This is a genomic window from Synechococcus sp. CC9605 (assembly GCF_000012625.1).
Taxonomy (GTDB): domain Bacteria; phylum Cyanobacteriota; class Cyanobacteriia; order PCC-6307; family Cyanobiaceae; genus Parasynechococcus.
In genome coordinates this window covers 360,882-385,644 of record NC_007516.1, presented here as the reverse complement: position 1 = coordinate 385,644, position 24,763 = coordinate 360,882, and the positions used below count along the sequence as shown (strand labels likewise).

The 24,763-nt window shown below is 62.0% G+C and carries 39 protein-coding genes and 1 tRNA gene; 33 read left to right on the top strand and 7 right to left on the bottom strand.

What is annotated here, in order from left to right; all coding sequences use genetic code 11:
• Positions 1-5 precede the first annotated feature (5 nt).
• The 3 genes from SYNCC9605_RS01930 (at position 6) to SYNCC9605_RS01920 (ending at position 2,149) form a co-directional block, all read left to right on the top strand.
• Positions 6-1,451, top strand: a complete 1,446-nt coding sequence (locus SYNCC9605_RS01930; protein ID WP_011363397.1) for a helicase — start codon at positions 6-8, stop codon at positions 1,449-1,451.
• A gap of 35 nt (positions 1,452-1,486) precedes the next feature.
• Positions 1,487-1,735: a DUF2839 domain-containing protein gene (locus SYNCC9605_RS01925; RefSeq protein WP_011363396.1), complete on the top strand. Its 249-nt coding sequence runs from the start codon at positions 1,487-1,489 to the stop codon at positions 1,733-1,735.
• 69 nt (positions 1,736-1,804) lie between these two features.
• Positions 1,805-2,149: a DUF1815 family protein gene (locus SYNCC9605_RS01920; RefSeq protein WP_011363395.1), complete on the top strand. Its 345-nt coding sequence runs from the start codon at positions 1,805-1,807 to the stop codon at positions 2,147-2,149.
• Positions 2,150-2,151: 2 nt separating this feature from the next.
• On the opposite strand, the gene recA is transcribed toward SYNCC9605_RS01920, so the two are convergent.
• The 6 genes from recA to SYNCC9605_RS01890 form a co-directional block, all read right to left on the bottom strand.
• The gene (recA, locus tag SYNCC9605_RS01915; RefSeq protein ID WP_011363394.1) at positions 2,152-3,276 is read right to left on the bottom strand and encodes a recombinase RecA; all 1,125 of its coding nucleotides are present in this window, start codon (positions 3,274-3,276) and stop codon (positions 2,152-2,154) included.
• 86 nt (positions 3,277-3,362) lie between these two features.
• On the bottom strand, positions 3,363-4,112 hold the full coding sequence (locus tag SYNCC9605_RS01910) for an HAD family hydrolase (protein WP_011363393.1): 750 nt from the start codon (positions 4,110-4,112) through the stop codon (positions 3,363-3,365).
• A gap of 9 nt (positions 4,113-4,121) precedes the next feature.
• Positions 4,122-4,193 (bottom strand) — tRNA-Gln (locus SYNCC9605_RS01905).
• A gap of 102 nt (positions 4,194-4,295) precedes the next feature.
• Positions 4,296-5,936 carry an AAA family ATPase gene (locus tag SYNCC9605_RS01900; RefSeq protein ID WP_011363392.1) on the bottom strand — a complete coding sequence of 547 codons (1,641 nt, stop codon included), beginning with the start codon at positions 5,934-5,936 and terminating at the stop codon, positions 4,296-4,298.
• Positions 5,937-5,958: 22 nt separating this feature from the next.
• Positions 5,959-6,990, bottom strand: coding sequence for an LdpA C-terminal domain-containing domain (locus tag SYNCC9605_RS01895; RefSeq protein WP_011363391.1), 1,032 nt, complete (start codon positions 6,988-6,990; stop codon positions 5,959-5,961).
• Positions 6,957-7,418 carry an NAD(P)H-quinone oxidoreductase subunit N gene (locus SYNCC9605_RS01890; protein ID WP_011363390.1) on the bottom strand — a complete coding sequence of 154 codons (462 nt, stop codon included), beginning with the start codon at positions 7,416-7,418 and terminating at the stop codon, positions 6,957-6,959. Before SYNCC9605_RS01890 ends, SYNCC9605_RS01895 begins: the two co-directional genes overlap by 34 nt.
• Before the next feature lie 381 nt (positions 7,419-7,799).
• Between SYNCC9605_RS01890 and rplC the strand changes: the two genes are divergently transcribed.
• The 30 genes from rplC (at position 7,800) to prfA (ending at position 24,248) form a co-directional block, all read left to right on the top strand.
• Entirely contained in the window at positions 7,800-8,456 is a 657-nt protein-coding gene (gene rplC / locus SYNCC9605_RS01885) for a 50S ribosomal protein L3 (protein ID WP_011363389.1), read from the top strand.
• Positions 8,456-9,091: a 50S ribosomal protein L4 gene (gene rplD / locus SYNCC9605_RS01880; protein ID WP_011363388.1), complete on the top strand. Its 636-nt coding sequence runs from the start codon at positions 8,456-8,458 to the stop codon at positions 9,089-9,091. The genes rplC and rplD overlap by 1 nt, the downstream gene beginning before the upstream one ends.
• Entirely contained in the window at positions 9,084-9,386 is a 303-nt protein-coding gene (locus tag SYNCC9605_RS01875; RefSeq protein WP_006850625.1) for a 50S ribosomal protein L23, read from the top strand. Before rplD ends, SYNCC9605_RS01875 begins: the two co-directional genes overlap by 8 nt.
• Before the next feature lie 15 nt (positions 9,387-9,401).
• The gene (gene rplB, locus SYNCC9605_RS01870) at positions 9,402-10,265 is read left to right on the top strand and encodes a 50S ribosomal protein L2 (protein WP_006851794.1); all 864 of its coding nucleotides are present in this window, start codon (positions 9,402-9,404) and stop codon (positions 10,263-10,265) included.
• Positions 10,266-10,300: 35 nt separating this feature from the next.
• On the top strand, positions 10,301-10,576 hold the full coding sequence (gene rpsS, locus SYNCC9605_RS01865) for a 30S ribosomal protein S19 (protein ID WP_006849645.1): 276 nt from the start codon (positions 10,301-10,303) through the stop codon (positions 10,574-10,576).
• Positions 10,577-10,579: 3 nt separating this feature from the next.
• The gene (gene rplV / locus SYNCC9605_RS01860) at positions 10,580-10,945 is read left to right on the top strand and encodes a 50S ribosomal protein L22 (RefSeq protein ID WP_011363387.1); all 366 of its coding nucleotides are present in this window, start codon (positions 10,580-10,582) and stop codon (positions 10,943-10,945) included.
• 20 nt (positions 10,946-10,965) lie between these two features.
• Entirely contained in the window at positions 10,966-11,694 is a 729-nt protein-coding gene (rpsC, locus tag SYNCC9605_RS01855) for a 30S ribosomal protein S3 (protein ID WP_011363386.1), read from the top strand.
• A 16-nt stretch (positions 11,695-11,710) separates the two neighbouring features.
• The gene (gene rplP / locus SYNCC9605_RS01850; protein ID WP_011363385.1) at positions 11,711-12,187 is read left to right on the top strand and encodes a 50S ribosomal protein L16; all 477 of its coding nucleotides are present in this window, start codon (positions 11,711-11,713) and stop codon (positions 12,185-12,187) included.
• A 2-nt stretch (positions 12,188-12,189) separates the two neighbouring features.
• Positions 12,190-12,399 (top strand): 50S ribosomal protein L29, encoded by a 210-nt coding sequence (gene rpmC, locus SYNCC9605_RS01845; protein WP_011363384.1) that lies wholly within the window; start codon positions 12,190-12,192, stop codon positions 12,397-12,399.
• Positions 12,400-12,416: 17 nt separating this feature from the next.
• Entirely contained in the window at positions 12,417-12,713 is a 297-nt protein-coding gene (gene rpsQ / locus SYNCC9605_RS01840; protein ID WP_006850241.1) for a 30S ribosomal protein S17, read from the top strand.
• Positions 12,710-13,075: a 50S ribosomal protein L14 gene (gene rplN, locus SYNCC9605_RS01835; RefSeq protein WP_006851211.1), complete on the top strand. Its 366-nt coding sequence runs from the start codon at positions 12,710-12,712 to the stop codon at positions 13,073-13,075. The genes rpsQ and rplN overlap by 4 nt, the downstream gene beginning before the upstream one ends.
• Positions 13,076-13,077: 2 nt before the next feature.
• Positions 13,078-13,434: a 50S ribosomal protein L24 gene (gene rplX, locus SYNCC9605_RS01830; protein WP_006852039.1), complete on the top strand. Its 357-nt coding sequence runs from the start codon at positions 13,078-13,080 to the stop codon at positions 13,432-13,434.
• A gap of 40 nt (positions 13,435-13,474) precedes the next feature.
• Positions 13,475-14,014, top strand: a complete 540-nt coding sequence (rplE, locus tag SYNCC9605_RS01825) for a 50S ribosomal protein L5 (protein WP_011363383.1) — start codon at positions 13,475-13,477, stop codon at positions 14,012-14,014.
• Positions 14,015-14,033: 19 nt separating this feature from the next.
• On the top strand, positions 14,034-14,435 hold the full coding sequence (gene rpsH, locus SYNCC9605_RS01820) for a 30S ribosomal protein S8 (protein WP_011363382.1): 402 nt from the start codon (positions 14,034-14,036) through the stop codon (positions 14,433-14,435).
• Between the two features lie 14 nt (positions 14,436-14,449).
• Positions 14,450-14,995 carry a 50S ribosomal protein L6 gene (gene rplF, locus SYNCC9605_RS01815; protein WP_011363381.1) on the top strand — a complete coding sequence of 182 codons (546 nt, stop codon included), beginning with the start codon at positions 14,450-14,452 and terminating at the stop codon, positions 14,993-14,995.
• Between the two features lie 33 nt (positions 14,996-15,028).
• Positions 15,029-15,397, top strand: a complete 369-nt coding sequence (rplR, locus tag SYNCC9605_RS01810; RefSeq protein ID WP_011363380.1) for a 50S ribosomal protein L18 — start codon at positions 15,029-15,031, stop codon at positions 15,395-15,397.
• Between the two features lie 14 nt (positions 15,398-15,411).
• On the top strand, positions 15,412-16,056 hold the full coding sequence (gene rpsE / locus SYNCC9605_RS01805) for a 30S ribosomal protein S5 (RefSeq protein ID WP_011363379.1): 645 nt from the start codon (positions 15,412-15,414) through the stop codon (positions 16,054-16,056).
• Positions 16,057-16,062: 6 nt separating this feature from the next.
• Positions 16,063-16,518, top strand: a complete 456-nt coding sequence (rplO, locus tag SYNCC9605_RS01800) for a 50S ribosomal protein L15 (RefSeq protein WP_011363378.1) — start codon at positions 16,063-16,065, stop codon at positions 16,516-16,518.
• Positions 16,519-16,622: 104 nt separating this feature from the next.
• Positions 16,623-17,942, top strand: a complete 1,320-nt coding sequence (secY, locus tag SYNCC9605_RS01795; protein ID WP_011363377.1) for a preprotein translocase subunit SecY — start codon at positions 16,623-16,625, stop codon at positions 17,940-17,942.
• Positions 17,943-17,994: 52 nt separating this feature from the next.
• Entirely contained in the window at positions 17,995-18,546 is a 552-nt protein-coding gene (locus tag SYNCC9605_RS01790) for an adenylate kinase (RefSeq protein ID WP_011363376.1), read from the top strand.
• 46 nt (positions 18,547-18,592) lie between these two features.
• Positions 18,593-18,706, top strand: a complete 114-nt coding sequence (rpmJ, locus tag SYNCC9605_RS13555) for a 50S ribosomal protein L36 (protein ID WP_006850859.1) — start codon at positions 18,593-18,595, stop codon at positions 18,704-18,706.
• Positions 18,707-18,777: 71 nt separating this feature from the next.
• On the top strand, positions 18,778-19,143 hold the full coding sequence (gene rpsM, locus SYNCC9605_RS01785) for a 30S ribosomal protein S13 (RefSeq protein ID WP_011363375.1): 366 nt from the start codon (positions 18,778-18,780) through the stop codon (positions 19,141-19,143).
• A 36-nt stretch (positions 19,144-19,179) separates the two neighbouring features.
• Positions 19,180-19,572, top strand: a complete 393-nt coding sequence (gene rpsK / locus SYNCC9605_RS01780) for a 30S ribosomal protein S11 (RefSeq protein WP_006850182.1) — start codon at positions 19,180-19,182, stop codon at positions 19,570-19,572.
• Positions 19,573-19,619: 47 nt separating this feature from the next.
• The gene (locus SYNCC9605_RS01775; protein ID WP_011363374.1) at positions 19,620-20,558 is read left to right on the top strand and encodes a DNA-directed RNA polymerase subunit alpha; all 939 of its coding nucleotides are present in this window, start codon (positions 19,620-19,622) and stop codon (positions 20,556-20,558) included.
• 49 nt (positions 20,559-20,607) lie between these two features.
• On the top strand, positions 20,608-20,958 hold the full coding sequence (gene rplQ, locus SYNCC9605_RS01770; RefSeq protein ID WP_006851925.1) for a 50S ribosomal protein L17: 351 nt from the start codon (positions 20,608-20,610) through the stop codon (positions 20,956-20,958).
• Between the two features lie 25 nt (positions 20,959-20,983).
• Positions 20,984-21,865 carry a tRNA pseudouridine(38-40) synthase TruA gene (gene truA, locus SYNCC9605_RS01765; protein WP_011363373.1) on the top strand — a complete coding sequence of 294 codons (882 nt, stop codon included), beginning with the start codon at positions 20,984-20,986 and terminating at the stop codon, positions 21,863-21,865.
• A 156-nt stretch (positions 21,866-22,021) separates the two neighbouring features.
• Complete coding sequence (rplM, locus tag SYNCC9605_RS01760) at positions 22,022-22,474, top strand: 50S ribosomal protein L13 (RefSeq protein ID WP_011363372.1); 453 nt, start codon at positions 22,022-22,024, stop codon at positions 22,472-22,474.
• Positions 22,471-22,872 (top strand): 30S ribosomal protein S9, encoded by a 402-nt coding sequence (gene rpsI, locus SYNCC9605_RS01755; RefSeq protein ID WP_006849745.1) that lies wholly within the window; start codon positions 22,471-22,473, stop codon positions 22,870-22,872. The genes rplM and rpsI overlap by 4 nt, the downstream gene beginning before the upstream one ends.
• 11 nt (positions 22,873-22,883) lie before the next feature.
• The gene (gene rpmE, locus SYNCC9605_RS01750; protein ID WP_006851595.1) at positions 22,884-23,135 is read left to right on the top strand and encodes a 50S ribosomal protein L31; all 252 of its coding nucleotides are present in this window, start codon (positions 22,884-22,886) and stop codon (positions 23,133-23,135) included.
• Positions 23,136-23,150: 15 nt separating this feature from the next.
• Complete coding sequence (prfA, locus tag SYNCC9605_RS01745) at positions 23,151-24,248, top strand: peptide chain release factor 1 (protein WP_011363371.1); 1,098 nt, start codon at positions 23,151-23,153, stop codon at positions 24,246-24,248.
• A gap of 3 nt (positions 24,249-24,251) precedes the next feature.
• On the opposite strand, the gene SYNCC9605_RS01740 is transcribed toward prfA, so the two are convergent.
• The gene (locus SYNCC9605_RS01740; protein WP_041434350.1) at positions 24,252-24,752 is read right to left on the bottom strand and encodes an HNH endonuclease; all 501 of its coding nucleotides are present in this window, start codon (positions 24,750-24,752) and stop codon (positions 24,252-24,254) included.
• Between the last annotated feature and the right edge of the window lie 11 nt (positions 24,753-24,763).

The following is a 24,763-nucleotide window of genomic DNA, read 5'->3' as shown; positions in this document are numbered from 1 at the left end:
TGACGATGTTGGAAGCCCAGGCCCACCACCAGATCAAAACCCTGCTCCGTCAGGAGGAATCCGACTGGCCCCACCACCTGACCCTGAGCCGGCTGGTGGCACGAAGCCTGAGGCGTCGCGACACGACACTCGTTCAACTCCCCCCCAGCAGCAGTGAACGCTGGTGGCTCGGCCTACTGGTGCCGCTGTGTCTGGCGCCCGAAGCGGGGGCACTGGTGCTGACGCCCCCCCAGCGCAGGCGCCTGCTCCAGTTGGAGTTGCCCCGTCTACGCAACCAGGGGCTACGGCTTCCCTGCTGGCAGGGATCAACCCCTCCCGAGGGGCCACAGCTCTGGCTGATGGATGTCGGCGAGCTGATTCAGGCCCATCGCGACGGGCACTTGGGCACACGCCAACTGCTGATCCCGGAGATGGATCAGTTGAGCCGGCGAATGCGCAACGCTCTCACCTTTGAGATCGAGCATCAGCACTGGGATGAGCTCCGCCAGGCCAGCCCCCAGGCGGAATCTGGATTGCTGGAGCTGCATGACCGCATGAGCCGCCAGCTGTTTGCTGATGCCACAAGGCCCGGTGGCGCGGTGCGACTCGAAGGCTCAGCCGGGCAAGCCCTGCGTGACCTGCTCCAGCTGCTGCCAGCCAGCCCGGAGCCGTGGAACACCCTCCGCAGCATCAACCCAGCGGAGTGGAGTCAATGGGCTGAACTGGATCACCGACTGCTGCAGTGGCGCTGGAAGCTGGCCCCCCTCGAACCGCTCCAACTGCTGAGGGGGGTGCTGCTGGATCACCCCTGCCTGATGTTCAGCAGCAATGGAGACAACGCCAGGCTTGATCTGGAATTTGAACAGGCCGGCGTTGTCCCCGACGTGCGAGCATCACTGCGGGAACGGGAGCTGAATGAACCCCTCCCCCTCTATGCCCCGCGTCGCCAACCGCTGCCGAACACCCGGATTTACGCTCAACATCTCCTGGAGGAGAGCAGAAGGCTCATCCTTGGCCAGGCGGGGCTCACCCTTGTTCTGATTAATGACGACCAGCTGCGTCGGCAACTGACCAGCTCCCTGGCTGCGGAATTTGGACGCCGTGTGCTGCATGAGTCGACAGCACCCGAAAGCAATGGCGTGGTGACCTGCAACTGGGACTGGTGGCTGGAGCATCAGGAGCAGCTGCCGGCCCCGGCGCAGCTGATTGTCGCCATGCTCCCCATCGCCAGCCTGGACAATCCGCTCACTTCAGCTCGGGTGGAGCGGTTGAAACAGCAGGGAGAGGACTGGTTCCGCACCCTGCTGCTGCCTGAAGCCCTGAGCCTGATTCCTGCCGCAATTGCGCCGCTGCGCCGCAGTGGTGGTCGCCTGGCCATCCTCGATGGCCGCCTCCGAGGGCGCAGCTGGGGTGATCAGGTGCTGCACCGACTGGAACCTTGGATTCCATTGCAGCGACTGCTTCCGGATTGAACAACGCCTAACCTCCCTTCAACGCTCAGAAGTGCATGGGAGAAGCACGCCGCCGGGCTGCCCAGGGCTTACCCCCTCGTCAGTCAAAGGCCAGCACCAAAACTGTGGACACCTCCCCAAGGGTCGTGTCCTGGCTTCCGCTTACCCGCAACCAGACGCAGCAGTTCATGGCGGTGACAACCCGCGGCGCCTGGATCGGAATCGGAGGGATGGTGGTGCTCTGGATCACGGTGCGCTTCATCGGCCCAGCGGCCGGCTGGTGGACGCTTGCAGATACCCCCTGAGCAACCGGCTCAACCGAACAAACGAAAACAAAAGAAAATCTTTAGACTGGTCTCAATGGAGACTCAGTTATGTTTCCGCGCCTAGCCGAGCACTACCGATCCGTCGTTGAAGACCTGGTGATGAGCCTTCAGGCCCTCGCCAGCAGTCTTCAAAGCGCGGGCTTCACAGCCACCTGTTACTCCTGTGGCGACGGCCGTGATGGCCATGGAGCTTCGTTTGTGGCTGACATCGGCGATGGCCACATGGTGCGCTTTCTTGTCTCAGATTTCGGCATCAGCTGGGTGGAATCCCGCAACGGGCGAGAACTGGTGAAGCTGGAGGGAGCCGAAGCCATCCAGGAATTGCAACGGATGGCCGATTTGGCCCAGGAGGGCCAGGTCCGCGTCATGCAGCCCCTGGCCCAGACCGCCTGAAATCAGGCCGCCGCCTCTGAGGCCTTGGCCGGAGCCGACTTATCGGCAGCAGCCGTCTTCGCAGCAGCGGCAAGGGGGCGCATCGAATTCGCCTTCACCTCAGAACCCTCCGTCAACTTCTGACGCACCAACGTTTCGATGGTGGCCGTTGCGTCCGGGTTCTCCTCCATCCAGGAGATGGTGTTGTCGCGACCCTGACCGATGTTGTCTCCCTCGTAGCTGTACCAGGCGCCCTTGCGGACAACAACGCCCGTTTCTTCAGCCAGATCAAGCAGACAGCCCAGGGTGCTGATGCCGCGGCCGAAGAGAATGTCGAATTCAGCGATGCGGAAGGGCGGCGCCACCTTGTTCTTCGCCACTTTCACCTTGGCCCTGATACCGAACTCTTCGGTTCCCTTCTTGAGCGTCTGAATTCGACGGATGTCGAGGCGAACCGAGGCATAGAACTTGAGCGCGTTGCCGCCAGTGGTGGTCTCTGGGTTGCCGTAGGTCACACCAATCTTGAGACGCAACTGGTTGAGGAAGATGACGGTGCAACCCGACTTGCCTATGTTGCCTGTGATCTTCCGCATCGCCTGACTCATCAGACGCGCTTGAGCACCAACCGCCAGGTCTCCCATCTCACCTTCGATCTCAGCACGAGGGGTGAGAGCCGCCACCGAGTCGACGACGACGAGGTCAACCGCCGCGGATCGCACCAACTGGTCAACAATTTCCAGCGCCATCTCACCGGTGTCGGGCTGGGAGACCAGCAGGTTCTCGACATCAACGCCCAGAGAAGCGGCATACACGGGATCCAGGGCATGCTCCGCATCCACAAAGGCCGCCACACCACCACGCTTTTGCACTTCAGCAATCGCGTGCAGAGTGAGCGTGGTTTTACCGGAACTTTCTGGGCCGTAGATCTCCACCACGCGACCCTTCGGATAACCACCACCCAACGCGAGGTCAAGGGTCAGCGCACCGGTGGAAATCGTCTCCACCCGCATGCGGGAGGCATCGCCCAGCCGCATGATCGATCCCTTGCCGAAGTTGCGTTCGATCTGACCCAAAACCAGATTCAGCGCCTTGTCCCTCTCTCCGGAGGGACGGGGATCGGAAGCGCCGGATTTCATATCTGCAGGCATGAGAAGGACCTGAAACTAAGGAACGAGAGATCCAATGCCACAGAAGCGCCGAATCGTCTCAAGTAGTACAAGCGTACCGTAACGAATCAGGGCCATTGCGCCAGGGGGGCCCGAAAGCGATCCGGATGGAGCAACGCAATTCCAGGCGGAAGACCGCTCTGATCCTGCGGGCGAAGATAGCCCCAACTCACCAGAAAACAGGGCAGCTGTTCCAACCCTGGCGTTAAGCGGACCGCCTCCAGGGTCGCCCGGCGGTCTTCCACGAAGCCACTCAGCCTTCGCTGCTGCTGAAGCTGGAGCAGAACCTGAGGTTTGGCGCCAGCCTCCCGACCATCCAGGCGCCAAGGATTCAGGCCAAGGCCGTTCAGCAGCTCGGCAGTGAAGGCCTGGGTTTTGGTGGTCAAAACAGACCAGTCCACCCCCTCAGCCTCCAACTGCTGCAGCCGCTCCACCAGGCCGGGGAAAGGTCGGTGCAGGGCCAACCAGGCGGAACGGTTCTGCCGAACGGCTTGATCTCTGGAGGCATCAAGTGCTGTCTGCAGCTGCTCCGGCTGCCATCCACGCCGTTGCAGTGCCGAGGCCTGCGCCTCCCCATAGGACTGCAGCCAAACCGGAAGGTTCAGCACGGGCAGCTCAGCGGCCAGCAGCACCATCTCCCAACCTTGATGCACCCACGGCCGCAGCTGACGGAAGGCGTCTGGCACCTGATCGGGCGTCAAGCCCTCGGGGGCAGCCTCAAGACGAAGGCAGGCATGCCAAGCACTCCACCAGTACTCCGCCATGCCATCGACGATGACTCCGTCGAAATCGAAGACCAGCAGAGGGCGATCATTCATGGACAAAAACTGGGCCGCTAGGATTCGAACCTAGGAATGGCGGGACCAAAACCCGCTGCCTTACCACTTGGCGACGGCCCATTGATCCGTTTGAACCGCAACCTGCGGATCACCGGAGTACCCATAGTTACCCACAGCAGCCAACCCTTCGTCAATCCACCGGGCGAATCAACCGACGGCCGATCAGCGGGGGAAAACCCTCAGCCTTGACATTTCAGCCTCACCGAAAACATCGCTGCGCAGTCGGTAACGGCGCACGAGGTCGGCCTGCATCCGGAGAACACGCTCGCTGCGAGGCAGCAACTCCACCGGCCGGCCTTGCGGCATCACCACCTGTTCCACCGCAAGACGGCATTCTTCGAGAGCAGCCAATTCATCGTCCTGAGACGCCTGATCCGGCGGGGTGACCTCTGGGGCTGTTTCGGTGGCCTGACGGCGCAGAAGACGGGCCATGGCACGGGTCACCTGGGGCAGAGTGTCGGACTTGATCACCAGGATCGGGATCCCCAGATCCCTGACCTGACGGCGCAGTGATGGTTGACGACTGAGACCCAGCCGAACGCTCAACACCACATCGGCCTCACTCAAGTCCTCCACAACCCGCGCCTTCCAGCCGTGGGACCGGATGGCCTCCTCCACCACACGGGGAGGAACCCCGCAACAGAGAACCTGCAGATGCTCGGCGCTGGTCTCCGGCGAAGCTGGTTTCTCTGCTGCACTGACCTCTCGGTCACTGGCCGCAGGCATGGGCACGGGAACAGAGACCGGCTGATCCGCGAACGACCGCTGGGACGGAGGCCGCAGCAGACCCGAAGATTGCGGCGGGTCCACCAGCTGAACGCCCCCTTCAGGCGTCAGCTCGCGCTCCTGAACCCTTGGCTTCAGGCCCCGGAGCAATTGATCCACGGTGGCGGCAACGTCGGTGTGCACGGCCCATCGCTGACGGCTGTGCATTTCAACCGCCACCGGAAACGTCGGTTCGGCGGCGCGCTCCAACACCGTTTTTTGACTGCGCCGCCTCCGGGCCTCCTCATCCCCGAGGGTGACCGCCTGTATTCCCCCCACCAGATCGCTGAGGGTGGGGTTCTTGATCAGGTTGGCCAAAGCATTGCCGTGGGCTGTGGCGACCAGCACCACGCCACGTTCAGCGATGGTGCGCGCGGCCTGCGCCTCCAGCTCCGTGCCGATCTCATCGATCACGATGACTTCGGGCATGTGGTTTTCCACCGCCTCGATCATGGTTTGGTGCTGCAGCTCAGGCCTGGCCACCTGCATGCGGCGGGCCCGACCGATCGCGGGGTGCGGAATGTCGCCATCACCGGCGATCTCATTGCTCGTGTCGATCACAACCACGCGCCGCTCCAGCTCATCCGCAAGCACCCGAGCGATCTCGCGCAACGCCGTTGTCTTGCCCACACCCGGGCGCCCCATCAACAGCAGGGACTGCCCTCCATCCAGAAGGTCCCGCACCATGGCAACGGTGCCGAACACGGCTCGGCCCACCCGGCAGGTCAGACCGACCACGTCGCCCTGACGGTTGCGGATCGCGCTGATCCGGTGAAGCGTTCGTTCGATTCCCGCACGGTTATCGCCACCGAACTGACCAAGCCTGGCCACCACGACCGCGAGATCCTCGCGGGACAGGGGCGTGGAGCCCAGCGCCAGGGCACGGCCTGGATAACGCGCTTCCGGAACCCGACCGAGATCGAGCACCACCTCAAGCAACTGCTGCCGCGCCTCCACCGGCCGCAACTGCTCCCGCACGGCCTCCGGCAGGAGCTCGAGGAGGCGATCCAGATCGTCGGTGACCCGTTGCGTGCCCATGGGATCTGCGCGTTTCAGCCTTCTAGCAAGAGCGCTGCAGCCATGGCGCCACCAATGGACGCGCGAGGGAGAGGGCACGCTCCCAACCCTCGGGCCATTGCCACAGGGCGAGCCGACGGGTTTGCGCCTCATCCAGCACAGGCATCAGCAAGCGACGGGCCACACCACCAAAGGCGATGCCAGCCGGCCGTTCCGTGGGACGCAAGAACTCCAGCGTTGCGGCGTTGGTACCACCGGCCAGCTGCAACGGGCCCGGCGGGGCCAGACTCCGCATGGCACGCCAGAGCTGAACTGCTGCCCGCGCGGTGCCAGCCCCCACATCGCCGCTCATCGGACGCCCATCCAGCTGCCAGAGGGGTCTGTAACCGGCTTGCCGCAGGCGGGAGTAGCGACGCCAAAGCAAATCAGCCAACTGATCGGCCTTCACGCCGTGGCCCTCCAAGCCGGAGCTCACAGCCAAGCGCCGCAAGGGAACCTTGTGCTGCTGAAGGCTTTGGATCAGCGTTGCGAAGCCCTCGTCATGCCCAGATGCGGTGTGAATCTCCAGAGCATCGGGCTGAATCGATTGGAGCAGGGAGATCACCTGCTCGGGCGCCAAGCGGTGGTCGCGCTCCTCGATCAACCCATGGGGGCAAGCCGGCAGGCAGCGGCCGCAGCCATAGCAACGCTGCTGGTCGATGCCAGCACCGGGCGGAATCGCTGCCGCCGGACAAATCCTTTCGCATGGCCGCGGACAGTCCACAGGGCAGCGACCAGGATCGAACCAAGCCTTGCGGAAGTGAGCATCGGTGCCATCGCTGAGGCTCACCATCAGCCAGGGGCGACGCCCTGTTTGCGCCTCAGCCCAGTCCAGGCCGCGACGGGCTGCAAGAGCGACCGCTGGATCGGCAGCCACGTCAACGCAATGAACGCCAACAGCCGCAAAGACTGCGGTCAGGTCGGCAATGGCAGGCAGATCCTGGTTGCTTGCCCCACAGATCAGCTTGACCCAGAGGCCCTGAGCGAGGGCGTCGTCAGGCGTCAGGCCTTCAGATATGTGGTCATCGGTTCCCACTTCAGGCTGCGAGCACCACCCATCTCCACGATGATGCGTAAACGCGGTTCGCGCTTGCACAGATCGCAGAGCGAGAGAAGTTCGGAGCGCGAGAGCACCTGGCCTTCCAGCAGCCAGAGAGCCACAGGAGCATCACTTTCAAACAAGTCGCCGAGCTGGGGAGCCACCTCCTGCACTTCTCCCACAGCAGCACCACGACCAACACTTTGATGGCCGAGATGGGGCGGACGAATGCCGTGCTTCTGGGTGAGAAACACCTCCGGATCACCAAGACCACGGGCCGATGTCATGCGAGTGCTGTATCCGGCGCCGCGCAGACGTCTTAATAGACGGGTTTCTGCACCGCCTTCGAGCGGAGCCTGCACCGCCAGGCAGCCATTGGCTTCGAGATCACGGCGAAATGCCTGACCGGTGAGAAGCAGAGGCATGGCAGCTACAGGGATTGAAGGGGATTCTGGCAGCAGGCAGAGGGATCAGGGGAGAGGGAAGGTCGGTGTTGTAAGTTCGTTGTTTGTTCTGTGTTTCTGTGCCCGTCCGCTAGCCGGGCCTCCAGTCGGCAGAACAGATTCGACGATTGCGTCGAATCCCCAGGCCAGTACGGAAGCTTTCTTCGGAGATTTCCGTCGGGAAACTGCAACAGCACATCGTGCAGATGCAAGTCCCAGCCTCGCTGAATCGTTCGCTAGCCCATTCGAATCAACTCCTTCGGGAGTTCCGCTTCGAAACACGTCTGCGTCCAATCGATCAGCACCTGACCCCATGCGGTTCTCCGCCTGGTGGTTGTCCACGCTGGCGCTTCCTCCCCATCCATGTCCATCGGCATCCTCGGGAAGAAGCTGGGTATGTCCCAGTTCTTCGACGAGCAGGGCAGAGCTGTTCCGGTCACCTTGATCGAAGCCGGCCCCTGCCGCATCACCCAACTCAAAAACGACGACACTGACGGTTATTCCGCAGTGCAGATCGGCTTTGGCGAAACCCGCGAGAAGCTGATCAACAAGCCCGCCCAGGGTCACCTCAACAAATCCGGTGAGGGTCTTCTGCGTCATCTGCGCGAATACCGCGTCGACAGCGTTGAAGGTCTCGAACTCGGTGGCGCCATCACCGTCGGCGATTTCGAAGCCGGCCAGAAGGTGGACGTCAGCGGTGACACCGTTGGCCGCGGCTTCGCTGGCTACCAGAAGCGCCACGGCTTCAGCCGGGGTCCAATGACCCACGGTTCGAAGAACCACCGCGAGCCCGGTTCGACCGGTGCCGGTACCACCCCGGGCCGCATCTATCCCGGAAAGCGGATGGCCGGTCGCTACGGCGGCAAGAAAATCACCACCCGCGGCCTAACCATCCTCAAGGTGGACAGCGAGCACAACCTGCTGGTGGTGAAGGGATCCGTGCCCGGCAAGCCTGGTGCGCTGCTCAACATCCGCCCGGCCTTGCGCGTGGGCGCCAAGCCCGCCAACGGAGGTAAGTGATGGCCAGTTGTGTCGTTCGTGATTGGCAGGGCAAGGAAGCCGGCAAGGCAACCCTGGACCTGAAGGTGGCCAAAGAGACCACCGCCGTTGATCTCATGCATCGGGCTGTTCTGCGTCAGCAGGCCCATGCACGCCAAGGAACCGCCAGCACCCTCACCCGCTCGGAAGTGCGCGGTGGTGGTCGCAAGCCCTACAAGCAGAAAGGAACGGGTCGGGCCCGTCAGGGATCCATCCGGACTCCCCTGAAACCTGGCGGCGGCATCATCTTTGGACCCAAGCCCCGCACGTACAACCTTGCGATGAACCGCAAGGAGCGTCGTCTGGCCCTGCGCACTGCGTTGATGGCCCGCATCGACGACGTCACCGTCGTGCAGGACTTCGGTGCTTCGCTGGAGGCCCCCAAGACCCGTGAGATCACGGATGCTCTGGGACGCCTCGGTGTTGCTGCCGGCTCCAAGGTGCTCATCGTTCTGACGAACCCCTCCGATGTTGTTCGCCGTTCCGTGCGCAACCTGGAGAAAGTCAAGTTGATCTCCGCAGATCAGCTGAACGTCTTCGACCTGCTCCACGCCAATGCTCTGGTGCTGGGCGAGGAAGCTCTCGCAACCATCCAGGAGGTCTACGGCGATGACTGAACGTTTCCAAGGACGCCTGGCGGATGTGATCCGACGTCCCCTGATCACCGAGAAGGCCACCCGCGCCCTCGAAATCAACCAGTACACCTTCGAGGTGGACCACCGCGCCGCGAAGCCCGACATCAAGGCCGCCATTGAGCAGCTCTTCGATGTGAAGGTCACCGGCATCAGCACCATGAATCCCCCGCGACGCTCCCGTCGCATGGGTCGCTTCGCCGGCAAACGTGCCCAGGTGAAGAAAGCCGTGGTGCGCCTGGCGGAGGGCAACTCGATCCAACTCTTCCCTGAGTCCTGAGGGGTCTGAATCGTCATGGCAATCCGTAATTTCCGCCCCTACACCCCCGGTACCCGCACCCGGGTGGTCACTGATTTCAGTGAGATCACCAGCCGCAAACCAGAGCGGACCCTGGTGGTGGCCAAACACCGCCGCAAGGGCCGCAACAACCGCGGTGTGATCACCTGCCGCCACCGTGGTGGTGGCCACAAGCGCCTTTATCGCGTGGTGGATTTCCGTCGCAACAAGCACGGTGTCCCCGCCAAGGTGGCCGCAATCCACTACGACCCGCACCGCAACGCGCGTCTGGCACTGCTCTTCTACGCCGATGGCGAGAAGCGCTACATCCTGGCTCCCGCAGGAGTTCAGGTGGGTCAGACCGTGGTCTCCGGCCCTGATGCCCCGATCGAAAACGGCAACGCCATGCCGTTGTCCTCGGTGCCCCTCGGTTCGGCGGTTCACTGCGTTGAGCTCTACGCCGGTCGTGGTGGCCAAATGGTCCGTACCGCCGGTGCCAGTGCCCAGGTGATGGCGAAAGAAGGCGACTACGTCGCTCTGAAGCTGCCCTCCACCGAGGTTCGCCTGGTTCGCCGCGAGTGCTACGCCACCCTCGGCGAGGTCGGTAACTCCGAGATGCGCAACACCAGCCTGGGTAAGGCCGGTCGTCGCCGCTGGCTCGGACGTCGTCCTCAGGTTCGAGGCAGTGTGATGAACCCTTGCGATCACCCCCACGGTGGTGGTGAGGGTCGTGCACCGATCGGCCGTTCCGGCCCGGTGACCCCCTGGGGCAAACCCGCCCTCGGTCTCAAGACCCGCAAGCGGAACAAACCCAGCAACCAATACGTGCTCCGGAAGCGTCGCAAGACCTCCAAGCGGAGCCGTGGCGGACGCGATTCCTGATGCAAACCATCACTTATCCGCTTGCTTAAACCGTTATGGGACGTTCACTCAAAAAAGGTCCGTTTATTGCCGACAGCCTGCTTCGCAAGGTTGAAAAGCAGAACGACAACGACGACAAGTCTGTGATCAAGACCTGGTCACGGGCCTCCACGATCCTGCCGATGATGATCGGCCACACGATCGCGGTTCACAACGGCCGCACCCATGTGCCGGTGTTCATCACCGAGCAGATGGTGGGCCACAAGCTGGGAGAGTTCGCTCCCACCCGCACATTCAAGGGCCACATCAGAGACAAGAAAGGAGGCCGCTAATCCATGACATCGTCAACACCAACGGCACCCACCGCCCAGGCTCACGGTCGCTTCATCCGAGGCTCCGTGTCGAAGGTGCGCCGTGTGCTCGACCAAATCCGTGGCCGCACTTATCGCGACGCGCTGATCATGCTCGAGTTCATGCCCTACCGCTCCACCGGCCCGATCACCAAGGTGCTCCGGTCTGCGGTGGCCAACGCTGAGCACAACCTCGGTCTCGATCCCTCATCTCTGGTGATCTCGAGCGCGACCGCTGACATGGGCCCCTCCATGAAGCGCTATCGCCCCCGCGCCCAGGGCCGGGCTTACCAGATCAAGAAACAGACCTGCCACATCAGCATTGCTGTGGCGGCTCAGACCGATTCCTGACCCCCGAGGACTCTGACCCAATGGGACACAAAATCAACCCAACCGGTCTGCGCCTGGGGATCACCCAGGAACACCGGTCACGCTGGTACGCCTCCAGCAAGAACTATCCGGCCCTCCTCCAGGAGGACGACCGGATTCGCAAGTTCATCCACAAGAAGTACGGCTCCGCCGGCATCAGTGATGTGCTGATCGCCCGCAAGGCCGATCAACTGGAAGTTGAACTCAAGACCGCACGCCCCGGCGTGCTGGTCGGCCGTCAAGGCAGCGGCATCGAAGAGCTTCGCTCCGGCATTCAGAAGACCATCGGCGACTCCAGTCGTCAGGTACGGATCAATGTTGTCGAGGTCGAACGCGTCGACGGCGATGCCTTCCTCCTTGCCGAGTACATCGCCCAGCAGCTGGAGAAGCGTGTGGCCTTCCGCCGCACCATCCGCATGGCTGTGCAGCGCGCTCAGCGTGCCGGCGTTCTGGGTCTGAAGATCCAGGTGTCCGGTCGCCTGAACGGTGCTGAGATCGCCCGGACGGAATGGACCCGCGAGGGTCGGGTGCCCCTGCACACCCTGCGTGCCGACATCGACTACGCCACCAAGGTGGCCAGCACGACCTACGGCGTGCTCGGCATCAAGGTTTGGGTATTCAAGGGCGAAGTGCTGAGCGAACAGGCTCAGCCCATGCCGGTGGGTGCAGCCCCCCGGCGCCGGGCCAGCCGTCGGCCCCAACAGTTCGAAGACCGCTCAAACGAGGGTTGAACAGGAGGCCTGAACCATGCTGAGTCCAAAACGCGTCAAATTCCGTAAGCAGCAGCGAGGCCGCATGCGCGGCGTCGCCACCCGGGGCAACACCATTGCCTTCGGACAATTCGCGCTGCAGGCACAGGAATGTGGCTGGATCACCTCGCGCCAGATCGAGGCCAGCCGTCGTGCCATGACCCGCTACGTCAAGCGTGGCGGAAAAATCTGGATCCGGATCTTCCCCGACAAGCCGGTCACCATGCGTGCTGCCGAAACCCGGATGGGTTCCGGTAAGGGCAACCCAGAATTCTGGGTGGCGGTGATCAAGCCCGGCCGGATCTTGTTCGAGATGGGCGGTGACGAAATCACCCCCGAAATCGCCAAGGAAGCCATGCGCCTCGCGCAGTACAAGCTTCCCGTGAAGACCAAGTTCATCCAACTGGATGAGCAGGAGAAGTCAGCTGGTGCCAAGGCTCCGGCAGCTTCTGAAGCCATCACCGTGGAGTCCTGACCATGGCCCGTCCCAACGCCGCCGATGTGCGCAGCCTGTCCGATTCGGACATCAACGAACAGATCGACGGCCTTCGCCGCGAACTGTTCCAACTCCGTTTCCAGCAGGCCACGCGCCAGCTCGCTAACACGCACCGTTTCAAAGAGGCCCGCATCAAGCTGGCCCAGCTGATGACGGTGCAGTCGGAGCGCCAGCGCTCCACCGCCTCCTGATCCCCCACTCCGTAACCATGGCAGTCAAGGAAAGGATCGGCACCGTCGTCAGCGACAAGATGGAAAAAACGGTGGTGGTCGCGGTGGAAAGCCGCTTCCCACACCCCATCTATCAAAAGACGGTCAGCCGTACCACCCGTTACAAGGCTCACGACGAAGACAACACCTGTCGCGTCGGTGACCGCGTTCGCATCACTGAAACCCGTCCGATGAGCCGCCAAAAGCGGTGGGCCATCGCCGAGGTTCTCAGCCACAGCCCGAAAGCCGCAGCTGAGGAAGCCAACAAGGCTGAAGCTCAGGAGGTGAAGCAGTGATCCAGCAGGAGTCTTATCTCACCGTTGCCGACAACAGCGGCGCCAAGCGCATCCAGTGCATTCGCGTCCTCGGCACCAACCGTCGCTATGCCCACGTGGGCGACGTGATCGTTGCCGCCGTGAAGGATGCCGCCCCCAACATGGGCGTCAAAAAGTCCGACGTGGTGAAGGCCGTTGTGGTCCGCACCAAAGCCACCATGCGTCGTGAAACCGGAAACTCGATCCGTTTCGACGACAACGCCGCCGTCATCATCAATGACGACAAAAACCCGAAAGGCACCCGCGTCTTCGGACCGGTGGCCCGTGAGCTGCGTGAGCGCAGCTTCACCAAAATCGTGTCCCTCGCTCCGGAGGTGATCTGACCATGGCGACTGCAACCACCAAGGCTAAGGCCACCGAGCGCATCAAGATGCGCATCCGCAAGGGCGACACCGTTCAGGTGATCGCCGGCAAGGACAAGGGCAAAACCGGTGCCGTCCTGCGCACCCTGCCCAACGAGAATCGTGTCGTCGTAGAGGGCGTGAACATGCGCACCCGCCACGAAAAGCCCACCCAGGAGGGCGAGACAGGTCGCATCGTGACGGAGGAAGCGTCCCTGCATGCCTCCAACGTGATGCTGTACTCCACCGACAAAAAGGTGGCAAGCCGCGTTGAAATCGTCGTCGAGAAGGACGGCACCAAGAAGCGCCGGCTGAAGAAAACCGGTGAAGTCCTCGACTGATCCCGACTTCTGACCACGCCCAGAAGCACCCCAACCCGTTATGTCACTCAAGAAGCGCTATCGGGAGACCATCCAGCCCAAGCTGCAGAAGGATCTCTCCCTCACCAACATCCACGAAGTCCCCAAGGTGTTGAAAGTCACCGTCAACCGGGGTCTCGGCGAAGCCGCCGCCAATGCCAAGTCCCTCGAGGCTTCGGTGAATGAGCTGGCGCAGATCACCGGCCAGAAGGTCGTTGTGACCCGCGCCAAAAAAGCCATCGCCGGCTTCAAGATTCGGCAGGGCATGCCGATCGGCTGTGCGGTCACCCTCCGTGGTGATCGGATGTATGCCTTCCTGGAGCGCCTGATCAACCTGGCGCTACCCCGCATCCGCGACTTCCGCGGGGTCAGCCCCAAGAGTTTCGATGGCCGCGGCAATTACACCCTTGGGGTGCGCGAACAGATCATTTTCCCTGAGATCTCCTTCGACAAGATCGATGCGATCCGGGGCATGGACATCACCATCGTGACCACTGCCCGTTCGGACGAAGAGGGCCGGGCCCTCCTCCGCGAGATGGGAATGCCGTTCCAGAGCAACTGAGCCCTCCCCGTCGACACCTATGGCCAACCACGACCCCATTTCCGACATGCTCACCCGCATTCGCAATGCGAGTGAGAAACGTCACGAAACCACCAAGATCCCCGCTTCGCGGATGACCCGCAGCATCGCCAAGGTGCTGCAGCAGGAGGGCTTCATCTCCGAGATCAGCGAGCAGGGTGAAGGCATTCGCACCGAACTGGTGCTCGCCCTCAAGTACAGCGGCAAGCACAGGCTGCCCACCATCCGCTCCATGCAGCGGGTCAGCAAGCCCGGTCTCCGCATCTACAAGAACACTCGCGGCCTGCCCAAAGTCCTCGGCGGACTGGGCGTGGCGATCATCTCCACCTCCAAGGGTGTGATGAGCGACCGCGATGCCCGTCGTGAGGGCGTCGGTGGCGAAGTGCTCTGTTACGTCTACTGATCCGGAGCTGAACCATGTCACGAATCGGCAAAAACCCTGTCCCCGTCCCTGAAAAGGTCACGGTTTCCCTCGACGGTCTCACCGTCAAGGTGAAAGGACCCAAAGGCGAACTGGAGCGCACCCTTCCTGAAGGCGTCAGCGTCAGCGTCAGCCAGGACAACAACACCATCGTGGTCTCCCCCACGAGCACCAAGCGCATCTCCCGTGAGCGCCACGGCCTGAGCCGTACCCTTGTCGCCAACATGATTGAGGGTGTCAGCAACGGCTACAGCAAGGCCCTGGAGATCGTTGGTGTGGGCTCCCGTGCCCAGGTCAAAGGCAAAACTCTCGTGGTGAGTGCTGGCTACAGCCACCCCGTCGAGATGGAAGCCCCCGAGGGCATCACCTTCAAGGTGGAGAACAACACCAGGGTGATCGTCTCCGGTATCGACAAGGAGCTGGTGGGCAACGAAGCCGCCAAGGTCCGCGCCATCCGTCCCCCCGAGCCCTACAAAGGCAAGGGCATCAAGTACGAGGGCGAGCGCATCCTGCGCAAGGCAGGCAAGTCCGGCAAGAAATAAGCCTTGTCCTGACGTTCCTTCCCTTCACCCACCATGTCCCAAATTTCCCGCAAACAGCAGACGCAGAAACGCCACCGGCGACTGCGTCGTCACATCACCGGAACCTCAGACCGTCCGCGGCTGGCCGTGTTCCGCTCCAACAACCACATCTACGCCCAGGTCATCGACGACGCGGCCCAGAGCACACTCTGCTCAGCCTCCACTGTTGATAAGGAGCTGCGCACCGGCCTCAAGGCTCCGGCTGGCAGCTGCGACGCCTCTGTCGCCGTTGGCGAACTGGTTGCCAAGCGCGCCATGGCCAAAGGCATCCAGCAAGTGGTGTTCGACCGCGGCGGAAATCTGTACCACGGCCGGATTAAAGCCCTCGCCGATGCTGCCCGGGAAGCGGGCCTTCAGTTCTGATTCCTGCTCAACCCATGACAGATTCCTCCCCCCAATCCAATCCCAACGCCGTGCCGGGCGCAGCCGACGTTCCAGCCGCAGCCGAAGGGCAGCAGCAACAGGAACAGCGCCGCGGCCGTGGCGACCGTGACGGTCGTCGTGGCGACCGACGTGGTGGTCGTCGCGGCCAGGAGCGCGATTCCGAATGGCAGGAGCGCGTGGTTCAGATCCGCCGCGTCTCCAAGACCGTCAAAGGCGGTAAGAAGATGAGCTTCCGAGCCATCGTCGTCGTCGGCAACGAGAAAGGTCAGGTCGGCGTTGGTGTCGGCAAAGCCGGTGATGTGATCGGTGCCGTCCGCAAGGGTGTTGCCGATGGCAAGAAGCACCTCGTCAAAGTGCCGTTGACCCGCCACAACTCCATCCCGACCCTCTCCAATGGTCGTGATGGTGCTGCCAGCGTGCTCATCCGCCCTGCAGCCCCTGGTACCGGTGTGATCGCTGGCGGCTCCATCCGCACAGTGCTCGAACTCGCCGGCATCAAGAATGTCCTGGCCAAGCGCCTGGGCAGCAAGACCCCCCTGAACAATGCACGGGCTGCCATGGTGGCTCTGTCGCTTCTCCGCACCCACAAGGAGACGGCCAAAGAACGGGGAATCTCCCTCGAACAGATCTACTCCTGATTCGCGATGACTCTCCGACTCGATTCCCTCAAATCCAACAAGGGCGCTCGTCGCCGCAAATTGCGCAAAGGCCGCGGCATCGCCGCCGGTCAGGGTGCCAGCTGCGGCTTCGGTATGCGCGGCCAGAAATCCCGCTCGGGTCGCCCCACGCGCCCTGGCTTCGAGGGTGGCCAAATGCCTCTGTACCGCCGGGTGCCGAAGCTGAAGCACTTCCCTCTGGTGAATCCAAAGCACTTCACCGTGCTCAACGTCTCGGCGTTGAACGACTTGAAGGACGGCAGCACCGTCAATTTGGATTCCCTGGTCAAGGACGGCATCGTGACCAGCCCCAAGCATCCGCTGAAGATGCTCGGCAACGGTGAACTAACAGCCAAAAAGCTGACCGTTCAAGCCGCGGCGTTCACATCCTCCGCCCTCACCAAGATCGAAGCCGCAGGCGGCACCTGCGACATTCTCCACTAATAAAGGGCTCGCCCCCAAGTCAGCCCTAGGGTCTGAGCCGTCCGCTGGATTTCGATCCACGGGCGGCTTCTTGGCTTTTCGCCCAACTTCACTTTCTTCCGGACATGCTCGTCAGTCGGGGTCGCAACCCCAACGCCTCCGAAGTGATCGGCCAGCTGATCACCAACCCTGGGCTCCGCAGTCGTGTGCTCACCACGCTCGGCCTGCTGTTGTTGGTGCGCCTTGGGATCTACATCCCGATGCCCGGAATCGATCGTGAAGCGTTCAAGCAGTTCATCGATCAAGGCGGACAGCTGATCGGTTTTCTCGACATCTTCACGGGCGGAGGGATCTCCACCCTGGGCATCTTTGCCCTGGGGATCCTGCCCTTCATCAATGCCTCGATCATCCTTCAGCTGCTGACCGCAGCGTTGCCGCAGCTGGAAGACCTCCAGAAGAATGAGGGCGAGGCCGGCCGACGCAAGATCGCCCAGATCACACGCTATGTGGCGCTGGGATGGGGTCTTGTGCAGAGCGTGGTCTTCGCCATGATCCTGCGCCAATACGCCGTGGAAGGCCTCAGCGAGGTGACCTTTGTGGTGCAGACCGCACTGGCCCTTGTCACCGGCTCAATGGTAGTGATGTGGCTAAGTGAAGTGATCACGGAGCGGGGCATCGGCCAGGGCGCATCCCTGGTGATTTTTCTGAACATCGTCGCCACCCTGCCCCGCACCCTCGGCGCCACGATCGAAGCCGCTCAAACCGGTGACCGCGACACCGTGCTGGGCATCATTGTTCTGGTGCTGGTGTTCCTGGCCACGATCGTTGGAATCATCTTTGTGCAGGAGGGGGCTCGCCGTATCCCCATCGTCAGTGCCAAGCGCCAAGTGGGTGGACCAGGTGTTCTCCCCACGCGTCAGAGCTATCTGCCGCTCAAGCTGAATGCCGGCGGTGTGATGCCGATCATCTTCGCCTCAGCCCTGATTTTCCTGCCGGTCACCATCGCCAATCTCACCAAGAGTGAGTGGTTGATCCGTGCAGCCAGTGCCCTGAATCCTGGGGCTGCGAACCCTTGGCCGTACGCGCTCACCTTTTTTGCATTGATCCTGGGCTTCTCTTATTTCTACTCATCTCTCACGGTGAATCCCTCTGACATCGCCACCAACCTGAAACGGGGTGGTGTGGCGATTCCAGGCGTTCGCCCCGGCAGCGCCACGGCCACCTATCTCTCAGGAGTCCAGAACCGCCTCACCTTGCTGGGTGGTCTGTTCCTCGGCGCCGTCGCCATCATTCCTGCGGCCGTCGAACGCGCCACCAATGTTCAGACCTTCCAGGGGCTTGGCGCCACGTCACTGCTGATCCTGGTCGGTGTGGCCATCGACACGGCCAAGCAGGTGCAGACCTATGTGATCTCACAACGCTACGAAGGCCTCGTTCGCCAGTGAGCGCTGCTGGGCAGCGCACCTTCCGTTCACGTCACCTCACGCTTACGCAACCATGAAAAATCGCTTGCTCTTTCTTGGTCCTCCCGGAGCCGGCAAAGGCACACAGGCTGCTCGGCTGTGCGATGCCAACAGCATGAAGCATCTATCCACAGGCGATCTGCTGCGCTCTGAAGTGGCAGCCGGCAGCGATCTGGGCAAAGAAGCTGAAGCGGTGATGAACCGCGGCGAGCTGGTGAGCGACGCCCTCGTGCTGGCGATTGTGGAAAGCCAGATGAAGGCACTCACCACAGATGGCTGGCTGCTGGATGGGTTCCCCCGCACGGTGCCCCAGGCTGAAGCCCTCGAACCCCTGCTGGCCGAATTGCAGCAACCCATCCAGGCCGTGGTTCTGCTGGAGCTGGATGACGCCGTTTTGATTGAACGGCTGCTGGCCCGCTGTCGCGCCGACGACAACGAAGCGGTGATCCGCAATCGCCTGGAGGTTTACCGCGAGAAAACCTCACCCCTGATTCGCTTTTACAGCGATAAGGGTCTCCTGGTTTCCGTCCCCGCCCAGGGCACAGTCGAGGAGATCACCAAGCGGATCGATTCCATTCTTGGTTGACCGGCATGGTACCGTTACCGTTTGGAAATTTGGAGAGCCACGCCTCATGAAGGTGCGCAGCTCAGTGAAAAAAATGTGTGACAAGTGCCGGGTGATCCGTCGCCACGGCAAGGTCATGGTCATTTGCGCCAACCCCAAGCACAAACAGCGCCAGGGCTGATCCCCAGCTGTTCTGAAACATTCCTCGCCTCCAGGACCTCGGAGGTATCTGTCCTTTTCAACTGAACGAACGTGGCACGGATCGCCGGCGTTGACATTCCCCGCGACAAGCGGATTGAAGTGTCCCTCACCTACATCTACGGAGTTGGGCTCACCCGCTCACAGGCCATCCTGGCCAAAACCGGTGTGAACCCCGACATCCGGGTTAAAGATCTGGAGGACGGAGATCTTCAGAAACTCCGCGGTGCTCTAGAGAATTACACGGTGGAAGGTGATCTGCGCCGTCAGGAAGGCATGGCCCTCAAGCGTTTGCAGGACATCGGCTGCCTCCGTGGCCGTCGCCACCGCATGAGCCTTCCGGTTCGTGGCCAACGCACCCGCACCAACGCCCGCACCCGCCGCGGCGCGCGGAAAACTGTGGCTGGCAAGAAGAAGTAAGTCCTCAACATCCTTAATCACTGACTGCATACGGCCATGGCTAAAACCGTCAAAAAATCCGGGCCCAAGAAGGCCAAGCGAAACGTCCCCAACGGTGTTGCTCACATCCAGAGCACCTTCAACAACACCATCGTGTCCATCACCGACACGGCCGGTGAGGTGATCTCCTGGTCGTCTGCAGGCGCCAGTGGCTTCAAAGGTGCTCGCAAAGGCACCCCCTTCGCGGCTCAAACCGCCGCAGAAGCAGCAGCACGTCGCGCCCTCGACCAAGGCATGCGTCAGATCGAAGTGCTCGTAAGGGGTCCTGGCTCAGGCCGTGAGACCGCCATCCGTGCTCTCCAAGTCGCTGGACTCGAAATCACCCTGATTCGCGACGTCACCCCCCTGCCCCATAACGGTTGCCGCCGGCCCAAGCGCCGCCGCGTCTGAACCGAGCTGATTTACCTCCGGTTTCTCCCCTTACCCCGATTCAGACCGTGTTGCAGTACCAGATTGATCGCATTGAGCATCAGGTGGCCGACGATCGCGCCCAGTCCGGCGTTTTCCTGATCGGCCCCCTCGAGCGTGGCCAGGCCACGACCCTGGGCAACGCGCTGCGCCGCGTGCTGATGGGTGGGCTGGAAGGCAGTGCTGTTACCGCCATCCGCATTGCCGGTGTCAATCACGAATACGCCACGGTTCCTGGGGTCCGTGAGGACGTTCTCGACATCCTGCTGAACTGCAAGGAGCTCACCGTCAACAGCCGTTCGGCCGAACTCGAGATCGGCCGTCTCGTGGTTGCTGGTCCCGCTGAGGTGAAGGCCGGAGATCTTCAGTTCTCCTCCCAGGTGCAGGTGGTGGACACCGATCGTCCGATTGCCACCGTGGCTGACGGCCACAGCCTCGAGCTGGAGCTTCACGTTGAGCGCGGCGTCGGCTATCGCCCGGTTGATCGCCACAACGAAGAAACCAGTGCCATCGATCTACTCCAGATCGATGCGGTGTTCATGCCCGTGACCCGGGTCAACTTCACCATCGACGAAACCGCTGTTGCCGAAGGCGGTTCGGCCCGCGAGCGCCTGCGGATGGAGATCGTCACTGACGGCTCCATTACCCCCGACGAAGCCCTGGCTCAATCAGCCAATCAATTGATTGAGCTTTTCCAGCCGCTGGCCACGGTCACTCTCGTGGAGGAAGTTCCTGCTGAACCCGAGCCCTCGGCGGAAGCACAGATTCCTCTTGAGGAACTGAACCTTTCGGTTCGCGCCTACAACTGCCTCAAGCGGGCCCAGGTCAACTCCGTTTCTGACCTGATGGGCTTCAGCTACGAGGATCTTCTGGAGATCAAGAACTTCGGTTCCAAATCTGCTGATGAAGTGATCGAAGCCCTCGAGCGCATCGGCATCTCCATCCCCCAGAGCCGCACTTCTGCATAACTGCAGAACGGCCTGAACGTCCTTTTTCGTCTTCGTCACCGACAGAACCATGCGTCATCAATGCCGAGTTCCTCAGCTGGGACGTCCAGCTGACCAGCGCAAGGCAATGCTGCGCGCCCTGACCACCCAGCTGATTCGCGAAGGTCGAGTCACCACCACCAAGGCACGGGCCAAGGCGCTTCGCGACGAAGCCGAGCGCATGATCACCCTGGCCAAGGACGGCAGCCTCGCCTCCCGTCGCCGGGCCATGGGTTACATCTACGACAAGCAGCTGGTGCATGCCTTGTTCGACAAGGCCCCCAACCGCTACAGCGATCGCAAGGGTGGTTACACCCGCATCACCCGCACCGTTCCCCGTCGTGGCGACAACGCCGAGATGGCCATCATTGAACTGGTCTGATCAGACCTCACGTCAGTCCTGACGTTTGAACACCGAACCCTCGTCTGCAGGTCCTGAGCCGGCATCCCTTCAGCGGATCGCGCTCAGCCTTCAGTACGACGGTTCTTCGTTTTGTGGGTGGCAGCGCCAACGCAACGGTCGCAGTGTTCAGGCAGTACTGGAGGACGCCATCGCCCAGCTCGATCCGCACCGACCGGTGCAGACCTTTGCCGCTGGTCGCACCGATGCCGGCGTTCATGCCGCCGGTCAGGTGGTGCACTTCGACTGCAGTGGACCGATCCCAGCGCGCAAATGGGCCCCGGCCTTGAACGGACGCCTGCCGAGCACCATTCGTGTGCGCGAATCGGTCGCCCGTCCCCTGGATTGGCATGCCTGTTACTCCGCCACCTACAGGCGGTACCGGTACACGATTCACAACGGCCGCCGCCCCAATTTGTTTTTAAGCCCCTGGAGCTGGCACTGCTACCAACACAGGCTGGATGAGTCCCGCATGCGGGACGCTTTGAGCAGCATGCTTGGTCTGCACGACTTCAGCGCCTTCATGAAGGCAGGCAGCCGTCGCGCCCATGCCCGAACCACCGTGCAGGAGGTGCTCGTGGAGCGCCAAGGCGATCTTCTGCGAGTCGAAATTCAGGCCAGTGGTTTTCTGTACGGCATGGTTCGCCTGCTGATGGCCCAATTGGTGGCCGTTGGCGAGCACCGCCTGAGTGTTGCCGCCTTTGAACAGCGCTGGCGGGAACGACGACGCCACGAGGTGAAGGAGGCGGCACCCGCCGCGGGCCTCTGCCTGCTTCGGGCTGGCTATGCCAAGCCCATCTTCACCAAAGCCGGCTGGTACGATAGTCAACCGTGGTTTTTTCTGGCCGAGAGCGATCCCCCTACGGATCCACCCTCAACGCCGGGATAAACGGGCCTCTACTTCGAAAGCTGCCCAACTCACAGGAGCTGGAGGGCTGAAGAGTAAGCTCGATCTTTAGCCCCGTCAGGTCCAGATCTGGACCGACCCCCTTTGCCCAGTTCCGCTGACTCAGGCGGGACATACACGATCCGGCATGCCGGCGCGATGAACAAGACCTCTCTCCCCCCGATTGATTCGATCGACCGCCAGTGGTACGTGGTGGACGCTGAGAATCAAACCCTCGGCCGTCTGGCCACTGAAGTGGCCGCCGTGCTGCGTGGCAAGACCAACCCCAGCTTCACCCCCCATCTGGACACCGGTGATTTTGTCGTCGTTGTGAACGCCGAGAAGATCAAGGTCTCCGGCCGTAAGCCCCAGCAGAAGCTGTACCGCCGTCACTCCGGACGTCCCGGAGGCATGAAGGTGGAAACCTTCGAGGCTCTGCAGGAACGGATCCCCGAGCGGATCGTGGAGAAGGCCATCAAAGGCATGCTTCCTCACAACGCCCTGGGTCGTCAGATGTTCCGCAAGCTCAAGGTCTACAAGGGCACCGAGCATCCCCACGCCGCTCAGAAGCCCCAGCCTCTTCAGCTCAACCCCTCCGCATCCGCCCAATGAGCAACAATTCCGTCGTCTACTGGGGCACCGGTCGTCGCAAGACCTCTGTCGCCCGTGTTCGCCTCGTCCCCGGCAATGGAACGATCACCATCAATGGTCGTCCCGGTGACAACTATCTGAACTACAACCCTTCGTACATTGCAGCGGTAAAGGCTCCCCTGGAGACCCTTGGCCTCAGCAGCGAATACGACATCCTCGTCAACGTTCACGGTGGTGGACTCACCGGTCAGTCCGGCGCCATCAAGCAAGGTGCAGCACGCGCCCTGTGTGAACTGTCCGCCGACAACCGCAAGCCGCTGAAAACGGAAGGCCACCTGAGCCGCGACCCCCGTGCCAAGGAACGCCGCAAGTACGGCCTCAAGAAAGCCCGTAAGGCTCCTCAGTTCTCCAAGCGCTGATTTTTTCACCGATGCCAAAACCCGACATCCATCCCACCTGGTATCCCGACGCCAAGGTGATCTGCAACGGCGAAGTGGTCATGACCACGGGCGCCACCCAGCCGGAGATCCACGTCGACGTCTGGAGCGGCAACCACCCCTTCTTTACCGGCACCCAGAAGATTCTCGACACCGAGGGGCGTGTGGATCGCTTCATGAAGAAGTACGGCATGGGCACCAAGAAGAAAGGTGCCGACTCCGCTAAGGCCGAGTCCAAAGCCTGAGGGTGAGAACGGGGCATGGACGCCTCGACCTTGTTCACACGGCTGGAGACAGCCACAGCCAGCTTCCGCAACCTCGAGCGGCAGCTGGCTGACCCTGATGTGGCCGCTGATCCGAAGCGGCTTGAATCGATCGCAAGGGAGCGATCAAGACTTGAGCCGCTCGTGCTCGACTTCGAGGAACTCCAGAGGCTCGAATCCGAGCGGGATTCGGCACGTCAACTGCTCAAAGACAGTCGCGGTGACGCTGCGATGGAGGAGCTAGCGCAGGATGAGTTAGCCAGCCTCCAGGAACAGCACGCAACGCTGACCGAGCGGCTCACCCTGGCTCTGCTGCCTCGGGATCCCCGAGATGAACGCAGTGTGATGCTGGAAATTCGTGCCGGCGCAGGCGGCGACGAAGCCTGTCTCTGGGCTGGTGATCTGGCACGGATGTATGAGCGCTACAGCCAAAAAGTGGGCTGGGCCGTGCAATCCATCAGCTGCACCGAGGCCGACCTGGGCGGGTTTCGCGAACTGATCCTTTCGGTGCGTGGCGACAGCGTCTACAGCCAACTGAAATTTGAAGCGGGAGTGCATCGGGTACAACGGGTCCCTGCCACGGAATCCCAAGGTCGGGTCCACACCTCAACAGCCACGGTGGCCGTGATGCCGGAAGCCGATGCCGTGGAAGTTCAGCTCGACCCGAAGGATCTCGACATCAGCACCGCGCGTTCAGGCGGTGCTGGAGGTCAGAACGTCAACAAAGTGGAAACAGCCGTGGACCTTCTCCACAAACCCACAGGCATCCGCGTGTTCTGCACACAGGAACGCTCCCAGCTGCAGAACCGGGAACGAGCCCTGGAGATCCTGCGCGCCAAATTGTTGGAGCGGGAGCAGGCGGCTGCCGCAGAACGCGAAAGCAGCGACCGACGTGCCCAGGTGGGCAGTGGTGACCGCTCCGAAAAAATCCGCACCTACAACTACAAAGACAACCGAACCACCGATCACCGGCTGGGCCGAAACTTCACCCTTGAGCCTGTGCTGGAGGGCCAGCTGGAAGACCTGATTGGTGCATGCATCGCCGAAGAGCAACGTCAGAAACTCGAGGCCCTGAGCGATCAGGCCGAGGCCTGACGGTCAAGCACCGATCACGTATTTCGCCCATTCCTGGTGATGACCGGAATGGATCTGGCGCCGGGCCTCAAAACTGAGGCTGCTGGCTGGCCGCCGCGGGACATGACTCAGAGGCATGGAGGCTTCTTTCGGAGTACGGTTGCCCTTTCGCACATTGCAGCTGAGGCAAGCCGTGGTCACGTTCTCCCAGGTGTCACCGCCTCCCCGACTGCGGGGGATCACATGGTCGATTGACAACTGATTGTCACGACTGCCGCAGTACTGGCAGGTGTGGTTGTCCCGCTGGAAGAGGTTGCGACGCGTCAGGGGCAGCTGACGAAACGGCACGCGGACGTACTGACGCAGGCGAATCACTGTCGGCAGGTGGGTGCCCTGACGCAATTGCCGACAGGGATCGTGTTCCAGACTCTCGGCTTTGCCCTTCAGCATCATCACTACTGCCCGTCTCCAGGTGGTGATATTGAGCGGCTCGTAGGACGCATTGAGAACGAGAACCTGGCCCATGCCAGCCCACT